The organism is Myxococcus sp. CA040A, from assembly GCF_013336725.1.
Classification (GTDB): domain Bacteria; phylum Myxococcota; class Myxococcia; order Myxococcales; family Myxococcaceae; genus Myxococcus; species Myxococcus llanfairpwllgwyngyllgogerychwyrndrobwllllantysiliogogogochensis.
Map to the genome: position 1 here is coordinate 709,609 of NZ_JABUMR010000004.1, position 17,377 is coordinate 726,985.

At 68.0% G+C, this 17,377-nt stretch carries 14 protein-coding genes; 5 read left to right on the forward strand and 9 right to left on the reverse strand.

Annotated features, from left to right (window positions below):
* Positions 1–117: 117 nt before the first annotated feature.
* From HUA75_RS19975 to HUA75_RS19985, 3 genes are all read left to right on the forward strand, one after another.
* On the forward strand, positions 118–2,628 hold the full coding sequence (locus HUA75_RS19975; RefSeq protein WP_174487285.1) for a bifunctional UDP-sugar hydrolase/5'-nucleotidase: 2,511 nt from the start codon (positions 118–120) through the stop codon (positions 2,626–2,628).
* On the forward strand, positions 2,628–4,625 hold the full coding sequence (locus tag HUA75_RS19980; RefSeq protein WP_141644743.1) for a hypothetical protein: 1,998 nt from the start codon (positions 2,628–2,630) through the stop codon (positions 4,623–4,625). Before HUA75_RS19975 ends, HUA75_RS19980 begins: the two co-directional genes overlap by 1 nt.
* 80 nt (positions 4,626–4,705) lie before the next feature.
* Positions 4,706–6,238, forward strand: a complete 1,533-nt coding sequence (locus tag HUA75_RS19985; protein WP_141644744.1) for a hypothetical protein — start codon at positions 4,706–4,708, stop codon at positions 6,236–6,238.
* Between the two features lie 93 nt (positions 6,239–6,331).
* Here HUA75_RS19985 and HUA75_RS19990 read toward each other — a convergent pair whose 3' ends face one another.
* The 8 genes from HUA75_RS19990 to HUA75_RS20025 all read right to left on the reverse strand — a co-directional run bounded on the left by HUA75_RS19990 (position 6,332) and on the right by HUA75_RS20025 (position 15,085).
* Positions 6,332–6,598: a hypothetical protein gene (locus HUA75_RS19990; RefSeq protein ID WP_174487286.1), complete on the reverse strand. Its 267-nt coding sequence runs from the start codon at positions 6,596–6,598 to the stop codon at positions 6,332–6,334.
* Between the two features lie 270 nt (positions 6,599–6,868).
* Complete coding sequence (locus tag HUA75_RS19995; protein WP_217441818.1) at positions 6,869–8,713, reverse strand: GspE/PulE family protein; 1,845 nt, start codon at positions 8,711–8,713, stop codon at positions 6,869–6,871.
* Positions 8,698–10,494, reverse strand: coding sequence for an adhesin (locus HUA75_RS20000; protein ID WP_174487287.1), 1,797 nt, complete (start codon positions 10,492–10,494; stop codon positions 8,698–8,700). The genes HUA75_RS19995 and HUA75_RS20000 overlap by 16 nt, the downstream gene beginning before the upstream one ends.
* A 318-nt stretch (positions 10,495–10,812) precedes the next feature.
* Positions 10,813–11,544 carry a uroporphyrinogen-III synthase gene (locus HUA75_RS20005; RefSeq protein ID WP_217446157.1) on the reverse strand — a complete coding sequence of 244 codons (732 nt, stop codon included), beginning with the start codon at positions 11,542–11,544 and terminating at the stop codon, positions 10,813–10,815.
* Positions 11,545–11,586: 42 nt separating this feature from the next.
* The gene (hemC, locus tag HUA75_RS20010) at positions 11,587–12,525 is read right to left on the reverse strand and encodes a hydroxymethylbilane synthase (protein WP_174487288.1); all 939 of its coding nucleotides are present in this window, start codon (positions 12,523–12,525) and stop codon (positions 11,587–11,589) included.
* Positions 12,522–13,853, reverse strand: coding sequence for a glutamyl-tRNA reductase (gene hemA / locus HUA75_RS20015; RefSeq protein ID WP_174454964.1), 1,332 nt, complete (start codon positions 13,851–13,853; stop codon positions 12,522–12,524). The genes hemC and hemA overlap by 4 nt, the downstream gene beginning before the upstream one ends.
* Positions 13,854–13,855: 2 nt before the next feature.
* The gene (locus tag HUA75_RS20020) at positions 13,856–14,671 is read right to left on the reverse strand and encodes an inner membrane protein YpjD (protein ID WP_141648956.1); all 816 of its coding nucleotides are present in this window, start codon (positions 14,669–14,671) and stop codon (positions 13,856–13,858) included.
* Positions 14,672–14,704: 33 nt separating this feature from the next.
* A complete protein-coding gene (locus HUA75_RS20025) occupies positions 14,705–15,085 on the reverse strand; it encodes a hypothetical protein (RefSeq protein WP_141648957.1) in 381 nt (126 codons plus the stop codon).
* Between the two features lie 184 nt (positions 15,086–15,269).
* On the opposite strand from HUA75_RS20025, the gene trxA reads away from it, so the two are divergent.
* Both trxA and HUA75_RS20035 read left to right on the forward strand, forming a co-directional pair.
* Positions 15,270–15,599 (forward strand): thioredoxin, encoded by a 330-nt coding sequence (trxA, locus tag HUA75_RS20030; protein WP_141648958.1) that lies wholly within the window; start codon positions 15,270–15,272, stop codon positions 15,597–15,599.
* 565 nt (positions 15,600–16,164) lie between these two features.
* Complete coding sequence (locus HUA75_RS20035) at positions 16,165–16,485, forward strand: hypothetical protein (RefSeq protein WP_141648959.1); 321 nt, start codon at positions 16,165–16,167, stop codon at positions 16,483–16,485.
* Positions 16,486–16,603: 118 nt separating this feature from the next.
* Here HUA75_RS20035 and HUA75_RS20040 read toward each other — a convergent pair whose 3' ends face one another.
* Positions 16,604–17,278, reverse strand: a complete 675-nt coding sequence (locus HUA75_RS20040) for a PilZ domain-containing protein (RefSeq protein ID WP_141648960.1) — start codon at positions 17,276–17,278, stop codon at positions 16,604–16,606.
* Positions 17,279–17,377 lie beyond the last annotated feature (99 nt).

Sequence of the window (17,377 nt, forward strand, 5' to 3'; positions counted from 1 at the left end):
ACGGTCAAGGTGTGCGAGTAGGAATGCCATGGCGGCGTAGCTTGCCCGCCCGTGTCCGATACCGTACCTTGCGCGCGCTTTACTCCCGACGTCCTACCGAAACACGGATTCTTCCTGATGCGTCGCCTCCTGCTCGGCCTTCTTAGTGCCCTGGCCACCGCCTCATGCATGCCAGTGGTGGAGGGCCAGGACTACCACCTCGAGGGGCAGGAGGTGCGCCTCACGCTCCTTCATACCTCGGACATCCATTCCCGGCTCATCCCGTATGACTTCGCTCCGCTGAAAACGGACCAGGACCTGGGCCTCGTGCCCGAGGCCGGTCCCTTCGGTGGCGCGACGCGCATGGCCGCCATCCTCAAGCGCGAGCGCGCGAGGGGCGAGCGGGTGATGCACGTCGACTCGGGCGACTGCTTCCAGGGCGCTCCGATCTTCAACCTCAACAACGGTGAAGTGGAGTTCCGCTTCCTGTCGCAGGCACGTCTGGATGCCGCGGTGGTGGGCAACCACGAGTTCGACGCCGGCGCGCTGAACTTCACGCAGCAGGCCAAGCAGAACGCCACCTTCCCGCTGCTCGCCGCCAACTACAACTGGAATGACTGGCGGCAGAACGGCAGCAACGAGACGGGGCTGGAGACCTCGCCGTACACCATCCGCAACATCAAGGGCCTGCGGGTGGGCATCGTCGGCATGGCCAACATCTCCTCGCTCAACTCCATCGTCGAGGGTGGCAACAGCCTGCAGGTCACCCCCCTGGAGCAGAACGAGGTTGTCCGCGCCTATGTGGCGCTCCTGCGGCCGGTGACGGACCTCATCGTCCTCGTCAGCCACCTGGGCCTCACCGAGGACCAGGACGTCGTCCAGGGCTACGAGGCCTATTACGAGTACGGCCGCGCCCGCAGCTTCATCCGCCGCGAGGACAGCCCCTGGCAGGTGCTGGAGTGGTTCGGTCCGGAGGGCAACGAGAACTCGGTCGTCCGCGTGTTCGTCCCCGGCGTTTCCGGCGTCGACGTCATCATGGGCGGCCACCTGCACGTGGTGCTCAACCCGCCGCAGCTGCTGGCGGACCCGAGCGGCCGCAAGGTGGTGCTCGCGCACTCCGGCGCCTTCTCCAAGTACGTGGGCCGGCTGGAGCTGGTCGTGAAGATGCCGGACGTGCTCGGCACGGGTGAAGGCGGCGAGGTCCTCAGCCAGGACTACCGCGTGTTCCCCATCGACGGGCTCTGGTGCGACGACGCCATGCGCCGCTACCGCTACGACTCCAACATCTTCTGGGAGGACGGCCAGTTCATCCAGACCCCCGCCGTGCGCGCGGCCATCGACGCCTGCCGCGAGCAGGAGGACCGACAGACGACGCACCTGCTCCAGCCCTACATCATCGGGATGGACATGAAGCTGCAGCTCACGAACATCTTCGCGTACGCGCCCACGGACGTGACGCGCCGGAACAACTCGACGGGTGGCGACTCGCCGCTGGGCAACATCGCCGCGGACTCGATGCGCAAGCGTCGCCGCGTGGACGCGCAGATGGCGCTCACCAACTCGCTGGGCATCCGCGACAACCTCTACTCCGGCGTCGTGTCCCAGGAGTCGATGTTCAACGTGTTCCCGTTCGAGAACACCATCAACATCATGTACCTGTCGGGCAAGGAGATGCAGGAGATGTTCGACTTCGTGGCCGAGCGCTCCTCCGAGCGTGGCTGCGTGAGTCAGGCGCAGATCTCCGGTGCCAGCTTCACCATGGACTGCGCCCAGGTGCAGATCAACGACCTGCGCGTCGAGTGCAAGCTCTCGCTGGAGGGCGCGGACTGCCCCCCGGACAACCGCGAAGGCCACGCCCCCTGGCAGTGCATCCAGGACACGAGCACCTCGGCCACGACGGGCCGCTGCTACGCCCACCCCGGCACGAACATCGTGGTGGGCGGCAAGCCGCTCAACCCGTTCGGAACCTACCGCGTGGCGGTGAACGACTACATCGCCAAGGGTGGCTCGGGCTTCAACGTGCTCAAGCGCAACACCACGCGCCAGGAGACGGGCATCTCCCTGCGCGACTCGCTCATCGGCTACATGCAGGACTTCTGCACCTGCGACGACATCAACGCGGGCTACGCGACGCGTGGCAACCGGGCTGACGGGCAGCGCTGTGGCTCGCTGGTGAACGGCCAGTGGGTCATCAATGATCGCCTGCGCGCCTCCTGTCGGGAGATGCAGGACTATGAGAACGAGCTGTCCGCCAAGGTGGGGAGCTGCTCCTGCGAGGACCTGCTGCGCAACGGCTACAACCCGTCGAGCTGCGGTGTCGCCTCCATCACCAACCCCGACCAGGCCCGCGCGGCCTGCATCGCCGCCAAGCAGGTGGGCACCTGCACCTGCGGAGATCTGGCGGCCCGGGGCTACAACCCGGACGGCTGCAACATCCCCGACGTCACCACCGCCCTGGAGGCCCAGGCCGCCTGCGCGGTCTCCGCGGGCCCGTTCACCGGCCGGTGTGACTGCCGCGAAGTCATGAGTGGAATCAACCCCGTGTGCGGAACGGTGACGCAGCAGCTGCGCAACTTCTGCACGAACCCGACGGCGATGCCCATCGCCGACGCCGTGGAAGACGGCCGCATTGGCCGGAGGGTGAAGTAATGAAGAAGCTCATGCTGCTGTCGGCGCTGGCCCTGGTCGGCTGTTACACCGAGGAGTCGCCTCAGCCGAAGGGCCTCGCGTCGTTCGAAGTCACCGTGAAGGGCTTCTACGTCGCGGACTCCAATCCGCGCGCGTCGCTGCCCGTGGTGGCCAGCTGCGTTGCCCAGCACGGTGGCACCCAGGCCGCCGTGCCCATGGAGCTGCGTGGCACCCCGGACTGCCGCCTGGCCATGCCTCGCGGGCCGGTGGATATCGACTTCGATATCCAGGCGGTGGACGTGAAGGGCCAGCCGATGGATGCGTTCAACGGCCCCGTCTCCTTCCGCACCGTCCCGGGAAACCTCACCGGCCCCTATCGCTACCGGTGGGTGCAGCTCACCAATGGCAAGGGCACGGGCACCGTGCGCAGCGCGCAGCTCTACGGTGAAGCCCACGTGTGGGTGGAGGACGAGCCCGTCCAGGTCGACTACGCCGAGGGTGAGGTCGTCGCCGGAGAGCTCCCCGAGGAGCCCGCCACGCGCACCTTCTCCACCGGCCTGTCGCGCTCCATGCACTTCGAGGAGCCCACCATCTCCACGGTGCAGGTGCCGCAGAACAGCGACCAGCTCACCGCGTACAACGGCACGTTCATGCGCATTGGTCGCGCGCCCGAGGCGGGCTCGCCGCTGATCCAGAACTGCGAGCCGGACGACCCGAACTACAACCAGCCGGTGACGCTGCTGGTGACGGGCACGGACCCGGGCGGCTTCTTCGTGACGGACCTGACGGCGTGCCGCGTGCGCGAGGGAAGCATCCCCGGCGCCAACACCCAGACGGCGGAGCCCTCGGGCTTCTTCCCAGGCCGCTTCAACGCCCTCTACATCTACAACTACTCCTTCCCGGAAGGGTTGGATCCGGGCGACCTGCTGTGGTCCATCGCGGGCTCCGTGCAGGAGTTCACGGCGACCACGCAGCTGACGTTCCCCTCGTGGAGCATCCGCGAGAAGGTCCGCCTGCTGCCCCAGGCCGAGTGGAACAAGTACCTGGCCCTGGCGCCGCCGACGGAGATCAACGGCCGGCTGTGCGGCTTCAGCGGCTCGCCCTACATCACGGACGTGATGTGCGGCTACAGCTACGGCAACTACAAGATGGAGGGCCTGGAGTCCTCGCTGGTGAAGATTCGCCGGGTGAAGTTCCCGCAGGTCTTCCGGAGCTGCGACGCCAACGGCAACAACAGCGTGCCCTTCTTCTGTCCCGACCCGCGCACCAACGTCTTCGGCGCCTGCGGCGAGGACGACCCCAATGACCCGGACGTCCCCGAGCGTAAGTGCAACGTCGACTGCACGCTGGGCCTGGGCGAGTACCGTGGGCAGATCTGCGCGGAGAAGACGACCTACGACAACTTCGGCCAGTTCGTGGTGGAGATGAACCCGACGGGCGCCGCCGAAGCGGGCCTGGACGCCACCGTGAACGGCCGACTGCACGCGCTCAACGCGCTGCCGCCCGTGTCCCCTGCCACCGAGGCGTGGACGCGCTCCTCCAACGCCTACACCACGGGCGTGACGGTGAACATCTGGTGCGACAAGGCCGTGAATGTGCGGTTCGGCGGCAGCAGCGTGCCCGGTGTGGCGACCAACGTCGCCCTGGCCGCGGCCACGCGCCTGGAGCACACGCTCAAGGACAACCAGTTGTTTGTGTGGGTCTCCGTGCAGGACGCGGTGAACGGCTCGGCCAGCTGCAAGGTGAGCCAGCACCCGCGTACCCGCATCAACCTGGTGACCAAGGACGCCGTACCGGACCTGGTGGTCAACTGCAGCGAGACGGATGCCGACGCGGAGCGCGCCGAGCAGTGCCGGTTCCTGCATGGAGCGACCTTCGACATCGTGGGCCATCTGCGCCACGTCAGCGCGGCTCGGCCTCGCTGGATTGTGCTGCCCCGAGATCAGGACGACCTCTGCTGCTACCCTGGCCCGGGCATGGAGTGCCCGCGTCCCATCGAACCTTGCGTGAATCCGTAGGCTTTTGACGAAACTCGCGCCCCGGGTCACCGGGGTGCAGGGAGGAGCGAACCCAAGCGGGCGCTCCGTGGAGAGGGACATTGAAAACGCTGCAGAAGCTGGCCCTGACCGGCCTTATCTCCCTGAGTGTGCCCGCCTGGGCCAGTGACTTCGTGGACACGCGTCTGTCGTTCGTGTTCGCGGACGACAACGTGCTCGCGGGCTCGGGTGAAACCACGCCCAACAGCCCCAACGCACGGTTTGGCGCGGGCAACCAGAACACCCAGTTCTACGACAACTTCAACACGCGCTTCTCCGGCTTCGAGTCGCTGTCGAACATCGTGCTCTACAAGCGGGCACCGGCGTTCTTCGAGGGACTGACGACGGAGGCGGCCCTGACGCTGCTGGTGCTGGAGCGCCCGAGCGGTCAGGTCGCCATCCAGGACAACTCCAGCTACATCCGGCTCAACTACCAGCCCCCGGGCTGGGGTGAGAAGGAAGGCATCTCGCTGGTGGGCTTCCCGGTGTCCGCGGACCGCTTCCGGCTGGGCTATGCGTACCGCATCTCCTGGGGCGGCAGCGGCGTGTTCACCACCCGCTCGGCCACCAACGGCGTGCCGGGTGCCAAGCTGCAGATCACCCGCGACAGGTGGTACGCGTACGTGGGCGGCAAGACGGCGCTGGTGCAGAACGAGCTCGTCCTCGAGGAAGAGACGCTCTACGGCGTGATGGCCGGCGCGGGCGTGGACATCCTGGAGACGCTGCGCGTCGAGGCGGGCGGCGGCTACTTCCAGAAGGGCCTGGTCCCCGGGCTCGCGACCCTGGGTGTGGAGGCGCCGGTGAACGCCGCGGGCGTGTCCGCGCAGGTCGTCTACCACGTGGGTGTGCCCGTCGGCACGAGCGTGGACTTCCGGCTCTACAAGAACGACCCGGAGATCTACGAGCGCTTCTTCGCTCCGGAGAAGTATCCGGGTGGCCTGTCCTACTCCGTGTCGCTGGAAGGCAGCTACCTGTCCCAGACGCTGGAGAAGCCGGACCAGTTTGGCGCGACCGAGCCCCAGGGCGCCACGGCGCTGGCGCTGCAGGCCCGCGCGAAGCTGGGCTTCCTGCGCCTGAGCCTGCTCGGCCTGTACCGCAGCCTCTCGTACATCCAGTTCGACGTGCCGGGCTTCCCTCCGTTCCAGGACTTCCCCGAGGGCACGGAGCTGAACCCGGAGATCTTCCTGGCGTTGGGTGCGGACTACCACCTGCCGGCGCTGCACTTCACGCCGGGCTTCATCTTCGGCATCCAGCGTCCGGCGTCGTTCCGCAGCCCGACGTCGCTGCTCGGTGGCAACAACCCGCCGCCGAACCTGGTGGGCACGCGCACCGTCGTGGTGCGTGACGTGAATCAGCTGAGCATCCTGCCGGAGACGTGCGGTGGCTCGGGAGCGTGCGGCGCGGAGCCCATCTACTCCGCCAAGGCGACGTTCCGCTGGGACCTGTCCGACTCCGTCGCGGCGGTGGGCGAGGTCTACTACACGTACGACACCAACCGGACCACGTTCCGGGATGACATCACGGGCGTGGCGCAGGCCACGTTCGAGAAGCCGCACGCGCTGGGCTTCAACACCCTGCTGCAGGCGCGCTTCTAGGCGTTCGCTCGGTTGAGCAGACATCGCGGCCCGGTTCCCTTCGCGGGGGACCGGGCCGTTGTCGTTTCATCCCGGTGTGGCCCGACCAGCCCATCAATACGGCAGCGCGAGGCCATGCTCCTGGAGCGCCGTCTCATAGCGCTCCTGTGCATCCCGAAGCTGTTCGACCGACTCTTGAAGTAGCTCCTGAGCAGTCGAGGTGTCCCCCTGCATCAGGGCCGAGAGGGCCTCGGACGTGGTCATCACCACGGAATGCAGCGTGTCTCCCTGGATGACGACGCCGGGAAAACGGCGTCCTGGGAGACGAATCACTGCGTTGTTGCCGGGCGTCGTGAACAGTTCAACTTCGATGAGCGTCATTGGAGTGACTCCGAGCCCGCGTGAGGTGACGGGACTTCAGCCAGGGCCCACAAAGACACGGGTCTTGGATGGCTCATCAGGACACGCGGAGTGGAGCAATACTAGATGAACCAGCCAACACAAACCCAACGCCGACTGTTTCAGAAAGCCATACGCCATGCCGCTTCGAGCGGTCCTCGCATGCATGACCTGGCGCAATTCCTGTCAAGTCAGATACAGGTGGCCGCGGGACTCCCACCCTGTCAGCGGGAGTCCTGTCCACGCCCCGCCTCACGCCGACGTCATGCGCACCACTTCGTCGAAAGCCGTAAGCCCTTGAGCCAGCTTGCGCACGGCGGCCTCGCGCAGCGTGCGCATGCCTCCGCGCCGAGCCACTTCCACCAGCTTCTCGTAGGGAGCCTCGCGTGAAATCTGCTCGCGCAGCTCCCCATTCGTGGTGACGATTTCGAAGACGCCCGTGCGGCCCACGTAGCCGGTGCCTCGGCAGCGCACGCAGCCCGCGCCCTTCAGGAGGCGCACCCCACCCGGCAACAAGGGCAGCGGAGCCTGGAGCGCGAGGAGCTCATCTGGAGTCAGCGTCGCCTCCTCCGCGCAATGACTGCACACGCGCCGCAACAGTCGCTGGGCCATGACACCCAACAAGCTCTGCGCCAGCAGGAACGACGGGACACCCAAATCCCGCATGCGCGCCACCGCGCCCAGTGCGTCGTTGGTGTGCAACGTGGAAAGGACGAGGTGTCCGGTGAGCGCGGACTGGATGGCGTTCTCCGCCGTCTCCTGGTCACGAATCTCACCCACCATGATGACGTCCGGGTCCTGACGCAGGATGTGGCGCAGCGCGCTCGCGAAATCGAGCCCCAGCTTGGGCTGCACCTGCACCTGATTGAAGGCGTCCCACACCATCTCGATGGGGTCTTCAATCGTGGTGACGTTGACGTCCGGGCCCGCGAGCGCCTTGAGCGCCGAGTAGAGTGTCGTCGTCTTGCCACTGCCCGTCGGCCCCGTGACGAGGATGAGGCCGTGGGGCTGGTCAATCCACGACTCGAAGGAGCTCTTCTCGTCCGGCTCGAACCCAAGCTGGGCGATGTCCTGCACCAGCGTCTCCGGGTCGAAGATGCGGATGACCACCTTCTCGCCAAAGGCCGTGGGCAGCGTGCTGACACGCAACTCCACCTCGCGCCCGTCCCGCTCCGTCTTGATGCGCCCGTCCTGCGGCTTGCGCTTCTCGGAGATGTCGATGCGCGAGAGCATCTTCACGCGCGACACAATCGGCGGATGCACCTGCGCCGGCAACGAGTACACCGGATGCAACACACCGTCGATGCGCAATCGAACCACACTGGTGGCCCGCTTGGGCTCGATGTGGATATCCGAAGCGCGGTTGTCGAAGGCATAGCGCAGCAGATAGTCCACCGCCTGCACCACGGGCCGGTCCGACGCCTCCAACTCCTGCGTGCCGCTGAGCGACACGAGCTGCTCGAAGTTGGAGAGCTGCCCCCCTCCCGCCGCCACGCTGAAGTCATCCGCCGCGCGGGCCAGCGTCTTCTTGAAGCCGTAGATGTCGGAGATGGACTTGAGGATGTCCGCCTTCGAGCTCAGCACCGGCTCCACCGGGAGACTGGTGAGGCGATGGAAGCTCTCGAACAGCTCCCGGTCGAACGGGTTGGCCACCGCCACCAACAGCCGCCCCTGCGCCGTACGCTCCAGCGGAAGCAACACGTGCTTCTGCGCATACGGCCGGGACACCGTTCGCGTGGCCAGCGTCATGTCCAGCTTGAGCGGGTCGATCTTCCGGTAGGCGATGCCCGCGGCACGCGCGGCGGCCTCCGTGACGCGGTCCTCGTCCAGCACGCCCCGGCCACTGGCCAGGGGCACCTGGAAGGCCGCCACCACCTCCACCGGCGACACGTCGTAGCGCGCGGCCTCCTTGCCACTCGCGGCTGTCTGCGCCTTGAGGACTCGCGCTCGCGCGGCCCCCTCCTTCGCGAGGATTTCCTGGGCCTGCTGGGCCGTCAGCAGCCCCTGCCCCACCAACGCCTCCAGCACGAAGAGCGTGGTGAAGTCATCCCGGCTCCGCGCGGGAGGGTTGCCAGAGCCGCTCACTGCTTGTGCCAAGTCCGTCTCCTTCCCGCCACCAGCAGCAGCAGGACCAATCCACCCAGGAATGCCGCCGCCGAGACAGGAGCACCCGTACAACCACAGCCATCCGGACCATTGACGCTGCCCTGGGGAGGCCCCGCGTCCACGGGCGGTGGCGGCTGGGTGCCACCATCGTTGCACAGCGTGCACGGGCCGGCGTCGGGCCGCGCCAGCGGATCGTAACAGGTGCCCCCAGAAGCACAGAGCATGTTGGGCGCGCAGTCCTGGTTGGAAAGACAGACAGGCAGGCAGGCGGAGCTCCCCTGCTCCACCGCGCCACACCGCAGCGTCGAGGGACACGAGCTGGTGGAGCACGCTCGGACGCAGGCTCGCTCACCGTCCTTGTTCACCACCTGGCACGACGTTCCACCCGGACAGGCACACGCCGAGACGGAGCACTGCTGCGCGCACACACCCTGCGTGCCCCCTTCCGCGAAGAGGCAGTACTGGTTGGTGCCGCACTCGGCGTTCGCCGCGCACGCATCGCCCACCTGCTTGCCCGCGGTCTGCTTCGGAACACAGACACGGTCACACGTCCGGCAGACGGAGTTGCTGTCACAATCCAGGTCGCCATAGCAGCCGGGGACACAGAGGTCGCCCTCGGGCCGGGTCTCACAGGTATAGCCAGGGCGGCAGTCACTGCCACCGGGCGTACAGTCCTTGAGGCAGATGGAGCCCTGCCCGGCCACGTTGGAGCACTCCGAGCCCGCGGGGCACGAGCCGGAGCCGCTGCACGTCTCCGTGCAGTATCCATTGTCCCACCGGTCGAACTCGCCGTTGCCCGACGGAGGGGCCACCGGGGCGATGCAGTCGCCATTCGTGTTGCCGCAGCTTCTCGGGCCAGGCGTGCACTCGCGGCCCACGGGGGTGACTCCGTCAGGCAGGGCCGGCAGACAGGCCCGGGTGTACCCGGAGACCGCCGTGGAATCGCGACAGACATAGGGGGCCGGACACTCGCCGGAGGTACTGCCGAAGCAGCCCTTCGCACAGACCTTGAGGTCGGCGCCAGAAACGGTGGACGGCGCGGTGACACACGTCAGGCCGGTGGTGCACGCGGTGGTGTCACACGGAGAACCGACGGCGCCCGTCTTCGGATAGAAGCGGCACAGCGCCGTCCTGTCGTAGTCCGCGAGGTTGCGTCGGCTCTCTCCCCTCGGGATGTCGAAGAACATCACCGCGCCAATGGCCTCGAAGGAGTCGCCCAGGCCCAGGCAGTGGCCAATCTCGTGCGTCAGCACACTCTGGATGTCGTATTGGCCCGCGGGCGTGGGCGTCAGCGTGGACCAGGTGAAGTCCACGGCGTTGAGGAAGATGTCGCACTGGTACACGTAGCCGCTGAAGGTCAGCGGACGCGCGGCGGAGGGCCTGTCCCCGCCATTGAGCGTGTCCGTGTAGCGCGGGTCGCTCGCGCTCGTCACCCAGACGGGCACCACGTTGAAGCGGTCGGTGGGGTCATTGACGTTCGCCATGGGCGAACCCGTCGTGGCCACGCCACCGTCCTGGGGGAAGGAGAAGGTTGGCCACGAGCAGCTCACCTGCCACGTCTGGGCCGCCGCGCGGCTGGCGGCCACCACCAGGTTGAGGTCATTGCCCGCGGGCTGGGCCTGGCGGCCGTCCACGTAGAAGACGAAGGGGTCCGCGGGGGTGCTGAGCACCCGGTGGCCCAGGTCCTTGTATTCCAACACCTGTTGCGCCGCCGCGGTGACGGACAACAACAACCCGAGTACGACGGCGCTCCGCTGCGAACCCCGAATCATCGAAGACCCCTCCACGTCGACCATCCCCGGGTACGCATTCGCCCGGACGTCGACGGGAAGGACAGTCTACCCGCGAACGGCACGGAGGCTCACACCCGTGACTCAAGCGGGGCCGCCTCCCGCGACGGGCAAGGCCGAATCCCCCGGGCTACCCGCACACAGCGAGGACCGAGGTATCCACCTACGACTCGGGCCGAGAACGCTCCGCGACAGCCGAGGCCGAATCCCGTGAGCGACCCGTGTACCGCTCGGACCGTGGCATCCACCCACGACTCGGGCCGAGGTCGCTCCGCGACAGCCGAGGCCAACTTCCGTGAGCTACCCGCGCACCGCGCGGACCGTGGCATCCACCAGCGCCTCGGGCGTGGGCTTCTCCGCGACGGCGGTGGCAGGCAGACCGAGTTGCTCCAGTGCGGACGCCGTGGTGGGGCCAATCGCCACCACTCGCGCGGGCCCCAGCCGCTCGCGACCCGCCGCGTCCAGGAAGGCCTCGACAGTGCGCGGCGAGGCGAACACCGCGACGTCCGGCGGTGAACCGGCGAGCAGCTCCAGCGCCTCTGGCGAAAGCTCCGCTGGAAGAGAGCGATAGGCCGTCACGCGGGTGACGAGCACGCCCGCGTCTCGCAATGCATCCTCGAGCTCGCGCCGTCCCTCTTCCGCCGCGGGCAACAACACCTCGTCACCCGACTGGAGCGCGTCCTTGAGTACCTCGAAGAGCGCTTCCCCTGTCCCCTCATCCGGCTCCGCGGCGACGTCCAGGCCATAACCCCTCACGGCGCGCGCCGTGCGAGGCCCCACCGCCGCCAGCTTCACGCGGGTGAGCCGCTGCGCCGTGCCCGCCTCGCGCAGCGCATCCATCAGCGCGTCCACCGAGGAGGGACTCGCGAACACCACCCAGCGATAGCGCTGGATGTGCTCGGCGGCGGACGCCAGCGGCCGAGGGTCCTCCGGAGGACGCAACTCCAGCAGCGGCAGGCTGAGCACCTCCGCGCCCTCGTCCTCCAGGAGAAAACACAGCTCCTCGGCCCGCTCACGCGGGCGCGTCACCAAGACTCGAATGCCTTCCAGTCGCCGTTCCACGCGGGCGACAGTCTAGGGCCGTGCGTCCGGGCGGCGAGCGAAATCACGCAGGATGTCCGCCGCGCCCTGCGACAGCAGGTCCTCGGCCAGCGCCTCGCCCAGCTCCCGCGCCTGTGCCACGGGCCCACGAACCTCGCCCCGCACCACCCGTGCGCCATCCGGCCGGCCCACGAGTCCGCGCAGGTGCACCATGCCCTCGGACACCGTGGCGTGCCCCGCCAGCGGTACGGTGCACCCCCCCTCGAGCTTCGCCAGCAGCGCGCGCTCGGCCGTCACCGCCACGCGAGTCGTCGCATCCTCCAGCGGGGCAAGCAGCCCACACACCCGCGCGTCGTCACCCCTGCACTGGATGGCGAGCACGCCCTGCCCCACCGCGGGCAGGCTCACCTCGGTGGACAACACCTGGGTGATGACACCCTCCAGGCCCAGACGCTTGAGTCCCGCGTAAGCCAGCACCGCGCCCGCGAGCCCCAGCTCCTTCGTCTTCTGCAAACGCGTCTGCACGTTGCCACGCAGGCTGACGATTTCGAGGTCCGGCCGTCGCGAGCGCAGGATGCAGCTGCGACGCAGCGACGACGTGCCCACGCGCGCGCCCTGGGGCAGCGAGTCCAACGTCTGTCCCTCCAGGCCACAGAAGGCATCGCGAGGGTCCTCGCGCGTCGGCACCGCCGCGAGCACCAGGCCCTCCGGCAGCTCGGACGTCATGTCCTTCAGGCTGTGCACCGCGAGGTCGGCGCGACCGTCGATGAGCGCCTGCTCGATTTCCTTCACGAACAGACCCTTGCCGCCCACCGCGGACAGCGGCGCGGACAGGAAGCGGTCTCCCTCGGTGGTCATCTCCACGAAGGACACCTCCAGGCCGGGATGATGCGCGGCCAGGAGCGCTCCTACGTGACGCGCCTGCCAGAGCGCCAGCGGACTCTGTCGGGTGGCGATGCGCACGGACTTCATCGCTTCGCCCCCGTGGCGACCTGTTGTGGAACAGGGGCCAGGGCGGAAGAAGCCGCGTCCGCCGCCTCGAGCTCCGCCTCCAGCAGACCGAACAGCTCCGCGGCGGCACCCGCCAGCCGGTTGCCCTCGCCCTCCGGCCCCACGGCGCGCAGTCGCGAGGTGGGCTCATGCAATAGCTTGTTCACGATGGCGCGCCCCATGGCCTCGATGCTCTTGCGCTGCTTGTCCGTCAGCCCGTCACCCAACGCCGTCAACGTGCGCTCCACTTCCGTGCGGGCAATCGCCTCCGCGCGCTGACGCAGCCTCGCGAGCACGGGCATGCCCTCGCGCAGCGCGCGCTCCTTGACGAAGCGAGCCACCTCCTGCGCCACCAGCACGCCCGCCTTGTGCGCCTCCTCGGCGCGCGCGGCCGCGTTGTCCGCGACGAACTTCTGGATGTCGTCCACGTCGTAGGCGTGCACCCAGTCCAGCGTGCCCACCCCCGGGTCGATGTCTCGAGGCACCGCCAGGTCCACCATGAACAGCGGCCGGCCCTTGCGCCCCTTGCCCACCGCGCTCACGTTCTCCCGCGTGAAGAGGGGCACGGGCGACGCGGTGCTGCACACCACCACGTCCGCGGCTCCCAGGAGCGTGAACAGCTCCTCGAAGGGACGCGCCACCCCACCCACCTCCGTCGCCAGCGCCTCCGCGCGAGCCAACGTCCGGTTGGTGATGAACAGCTTCGTCGCGCCCGCCTGCTGCAGATGGCGCGCCGCCAGCTCTCCCATCTCCCCCGCTCCCACGACCAGCACCGTCTTGCCCTTCAAGCCGTCGAACACCTTGCTGGCCAGTTGCACCGCCGCGGACGCCATGGACGTCGCCGCGCGGCCGATGGCCGTCTCCGTGCGCACGCGCTTGGCACACCCGAACGCCGCCGCGCACGCCCGCGTCAATTCACCCCGCACCGCCCCAGCGCCCTGCCCCCGCTCGAAGGCGTCCTTCACCTGCCCGAGAATCTGCGCCTCGCCCAGCACCATGGAGTCCAGGCTGGAGGCCACGCGGAACAGGTGGATGAGGGCCGCCTCGCCGCGGTGCTCGTACAGGTGCTCCAACGCCTCTTCACCGCCGAGCGCCTGGAGCTCCATCACCGCGCGCTCCCGAGCCACCAGCCCGTCCGGCGCGGACAGATACACCTCCACGCGGTTGCAGGTGGACACCCAGAGCACCTCCACCGGCGACTGGGCCAGCCGCTGGAGCACCTCCACCTGACGCGTCTCGGACAGGGCCAACCGCTCGCGCACCACCAGGGGCGCCGTACGGTGGGACAGGCCAATGCAGACGAGCTCCATACTCAGGGAATCCTCAGGGCGGCCGCCGTGCTCGTCGTCACGTCGTACGAAGTGAGGAACGACACCAGCACCAGACAGAACCCCGCCATGGTCAGCAACGCCACCCGGCGTCCCCTCCAGCCCGCGAAGATGCGCGCGTTGACGAGCGCGGCGAAGACGGCCCACGCCACCACCGTGGCAATCGACTTGCCGTCCCACTGCCAGCCCACCGTCGTGGCGACGAAGAACGCGCCCGTCGCCAGGGTGATGGACAGCGCGATGAAGCCCCACACCACCAAACGCCGATTGAGGGTGTCCAGGAACTCCAGCGACGGCAGCCGGGAGAAGAGCAGGCCGAAGCGCTTGGCGCGCACCTGCCGCTCCATCAACAGGTACATGACGCCCACGCCCGCGGCCACCGCGAACGCCGCCAGCCCCAGCAACGCCAGGGTGATGTGCAGCGGCAGCAGCGGCTGTCGCACCCCCGGCGGGAGCGGCGACTGCCCTCCGTGCATCAAGAGCCCGGGTATCAGCACCGTCACCGCCAGCGGGGTGAGGAACGCGCCGATGACGGGGCGGCGGTAGCGCACATCCAACGCCAGGAAGATGGCCAGCAACAGGAAGGCCAGCGTGGAGAAGCCCTGGGCCATCCCCACGGGGCGGCCGGACTGGGCCCCCAGCAGTTCGAACAGGGCCACCCCGTGCAGCACGAGCCCCCCACCCACCAGCACGCGCCCGGCCATGGCCAGCGCGTCCGACTGGCGGACCAGGTAGGCCAGATAGGCCACGGCGGCGATGCCGTAGGCGTGGCAGGCGAGCGATACGAGCGTGTGGCTCATGGATTCAGGCAATAACCGTGACAGACGAGCGAATCAGCCCATCTTGTTGAGAAGGAACGCCGCCAACAGGTCGGTCTCCGAATCGGGTTTCTTGCCCGCCGCCTCCGGCTTCGGCGCCCCGGAGGGCACCTCCGTCACATACCCTGGAACGACCTCATAGGCGGACTCCCCCACCAGCACCGAGTCGGCCATCTGCTCGGCCCCCAGGCGGGAGAGCTGCTCCTCGGTCTTCACCTTGGCCACCAGACCGTGGGTGTCCTCGCCCGACACGAGTTGCAGGAAATGCACGGCGGGAGAGACGGCGAAGGCGGTGCCGCCCTCGGCCATGACCACCAGCCGGCCATCCCGCACGTCCGCTTTGTCGGCCAGTGCCCACTCCTCGAGCTGGGACTGGGGCAGAAAGAGCTTCGTCACGCCCGCCAGCCTACACCAGCGCCGGGCTTCTATGGGGAGCCGTTCGGAATGACGGGTGAAACCCCCGCTTGTCCACCGCATCATTTCTGGCAGATCGGCTGACGGTCCGCCGATTCTTGCAGGCTCCCGGGGCACGTACTAGACGACGCGCCGTGCAGGCCGGAGAGGGCCCGAAGGAGACACCATGGCAGGCGACAACGTGAAGGCGGTCGGAGATGGCGACTTCAAGCAGCTGGTGCTGGACTCCCAGGAGCCCGTGCTGGTGGATTTCTGGGCGACCTGGTGCGCGCCGTGCCGCGCCATCGCCCCGTCCATCGACGCGCTCGCCACCCAGTATGGCGGTCAGGTGAAGTTCACCAAGATGAACATCGACGACAACCAGCAAACGCCGCAGGACTACGGCATCCGGTCCATCCCCACGCTGCTGCTCTTCAAGGGCGGCAAGGTCGTGGAGCAGATTGTCGGCGCCGTCCCCAAGGCGCGCATCGAAGACGCCATCAAGAAGGCGCTGTAGGCCGCTTCGCCGGGCCTGTGCGCACGTGAGGACCTCGAGTCCCACGTCGCGCCTCGCCCGGCCTTGTTGTCACCCCAAGGGCACTGTCGCCCTCTCGCGCTGTCCGGTCGTGGGATGAGTTCCAGCGTCCCCCCGAGCGCCTCTGGCCGGCGTGATGCCCGCCCCGTTCGTTCCACGGACTGACTCCACGAAGCATGGCTTGTCAGCGGATCCTTCTCGCGAGCCCGGAACCGTTGGAGCAGCGGCTTTGCCCTGCCGCGGCACTGACTCAATCCAACCCAACACCCGAATCGACTCGCGCGACGTTGTCGTGACGAGCCTTCAGCGATTTCTCAGACTCCGCGTCATTTTCACCCCTGCGGACAAATACAGCGCGGATACCGAATGCTCGTCCGCCACGCCTGCGGGAAACACGTATCCCTTTGCAGTCTTGTCATCAATTTTCCGCGCGGGTTTTGCGAGTCAGACGAGACCCCTCCCTGGTTGTATTGACAGCGTTGACATCCACCGCCAAATAGGCGCATTGGAAGCCTTGTTTGTTTTGACTGTTTTCACGGGAGTTTTCATGGCACGACCACGTAAGGAGTTGTCGAAGGTCCCCCTGACCCCCGCATTGGTGAATTGGGCGGAAGCGCTTGGCGATGCGATTGGCCGAGGCGTCCTCCGGGCGATGAACCAGGGCATTCCCACGGGTGGCAACAGCAACGGCATGGCGGCAAGCCGTCGTCGTGGCCGTCCGCCCAAGGCCCTTGCGGGCAACATGGTGGCATCAGACCGGCGCTGCACCATGCCGGACTGCACGCGGGAGCAGCGCTCGAAGGGACTGTGTTCAGCGCATTACCAGGCGGAGCGGCGACGCCTGCTGGCGGGTGGCAAGCCCGCCTGAGACAGGCGGTTCGCGGTGGCGCCCACGGCCCTGGGCGAGCCGCTCCTCAATCCGTGTCTCCAGCAAATCCCCCCCACCCTTCCATGGCTGGCCGACCCTCGGAGTGGGGTGTCAGGCGTTATTTGGCCTGCCAGGGGTCCGCTTCGGTGCTCGTCGCCTTGAGCAGCTCCCACGCCGAAAGGACATCCACCACGCGCTCCAGTTCGTTGGGCAGCGAACGCGCCCGCTGGGAGTGCAGGTAGTCTTCCGCGAAGGCTCGCAGCCGGGCCCCCACGAAGAGCCGCGCCAGGGCGACCTCCGTCTGTCCACTGAAGTCGAGGAAGCGGATGCCGAAGCCGCTGCGTCCCTCGGGGCCGTCCTCACGCTCCTCCCGGACGATTTCCGCCCGCGCCCGCACCGGCGAGGCGCCTGGCTCCAGCGAGAAGCTCACGCCCAGCACCGTGCCCATGGGCAGGTAGAAGGTGCTCTCCAGGAAGGCCCCGCTGACGCTGACGTTGATGGAGGCCAGGCTCGCGGCGAAGCGCCGCCCGCCTTCCGCGTCATCCACCCAGACCTCGAAACGCGTCGTCAGCTGCGCCCGGGGAAACTCCCGGTGCTCCGGCTCCCCCTGGTTGCGCTCGATGAGGGGCGAGAACGTCGGCAGCGACGCCGCCGGTTTTCGGACCTCGTCCTTCACCACGACGGGGGCCCGCGCCACGGGCGCTGGCGCCGGGGGCTTCACGTCCCTCGCCGCCACGGGAATCTCCGCCACGCGGACACTCCCACTCACCTTCTGCCCGACCTTCCTCTGCATGCCTGACCTCCACCGGCCCGAGAGGGACTCGCCCTCCCCCCGGAATTGGTGGGGTGATTCATACACCACCCGCGAGCAGCCGCCGAGCGCTCCTCGCCA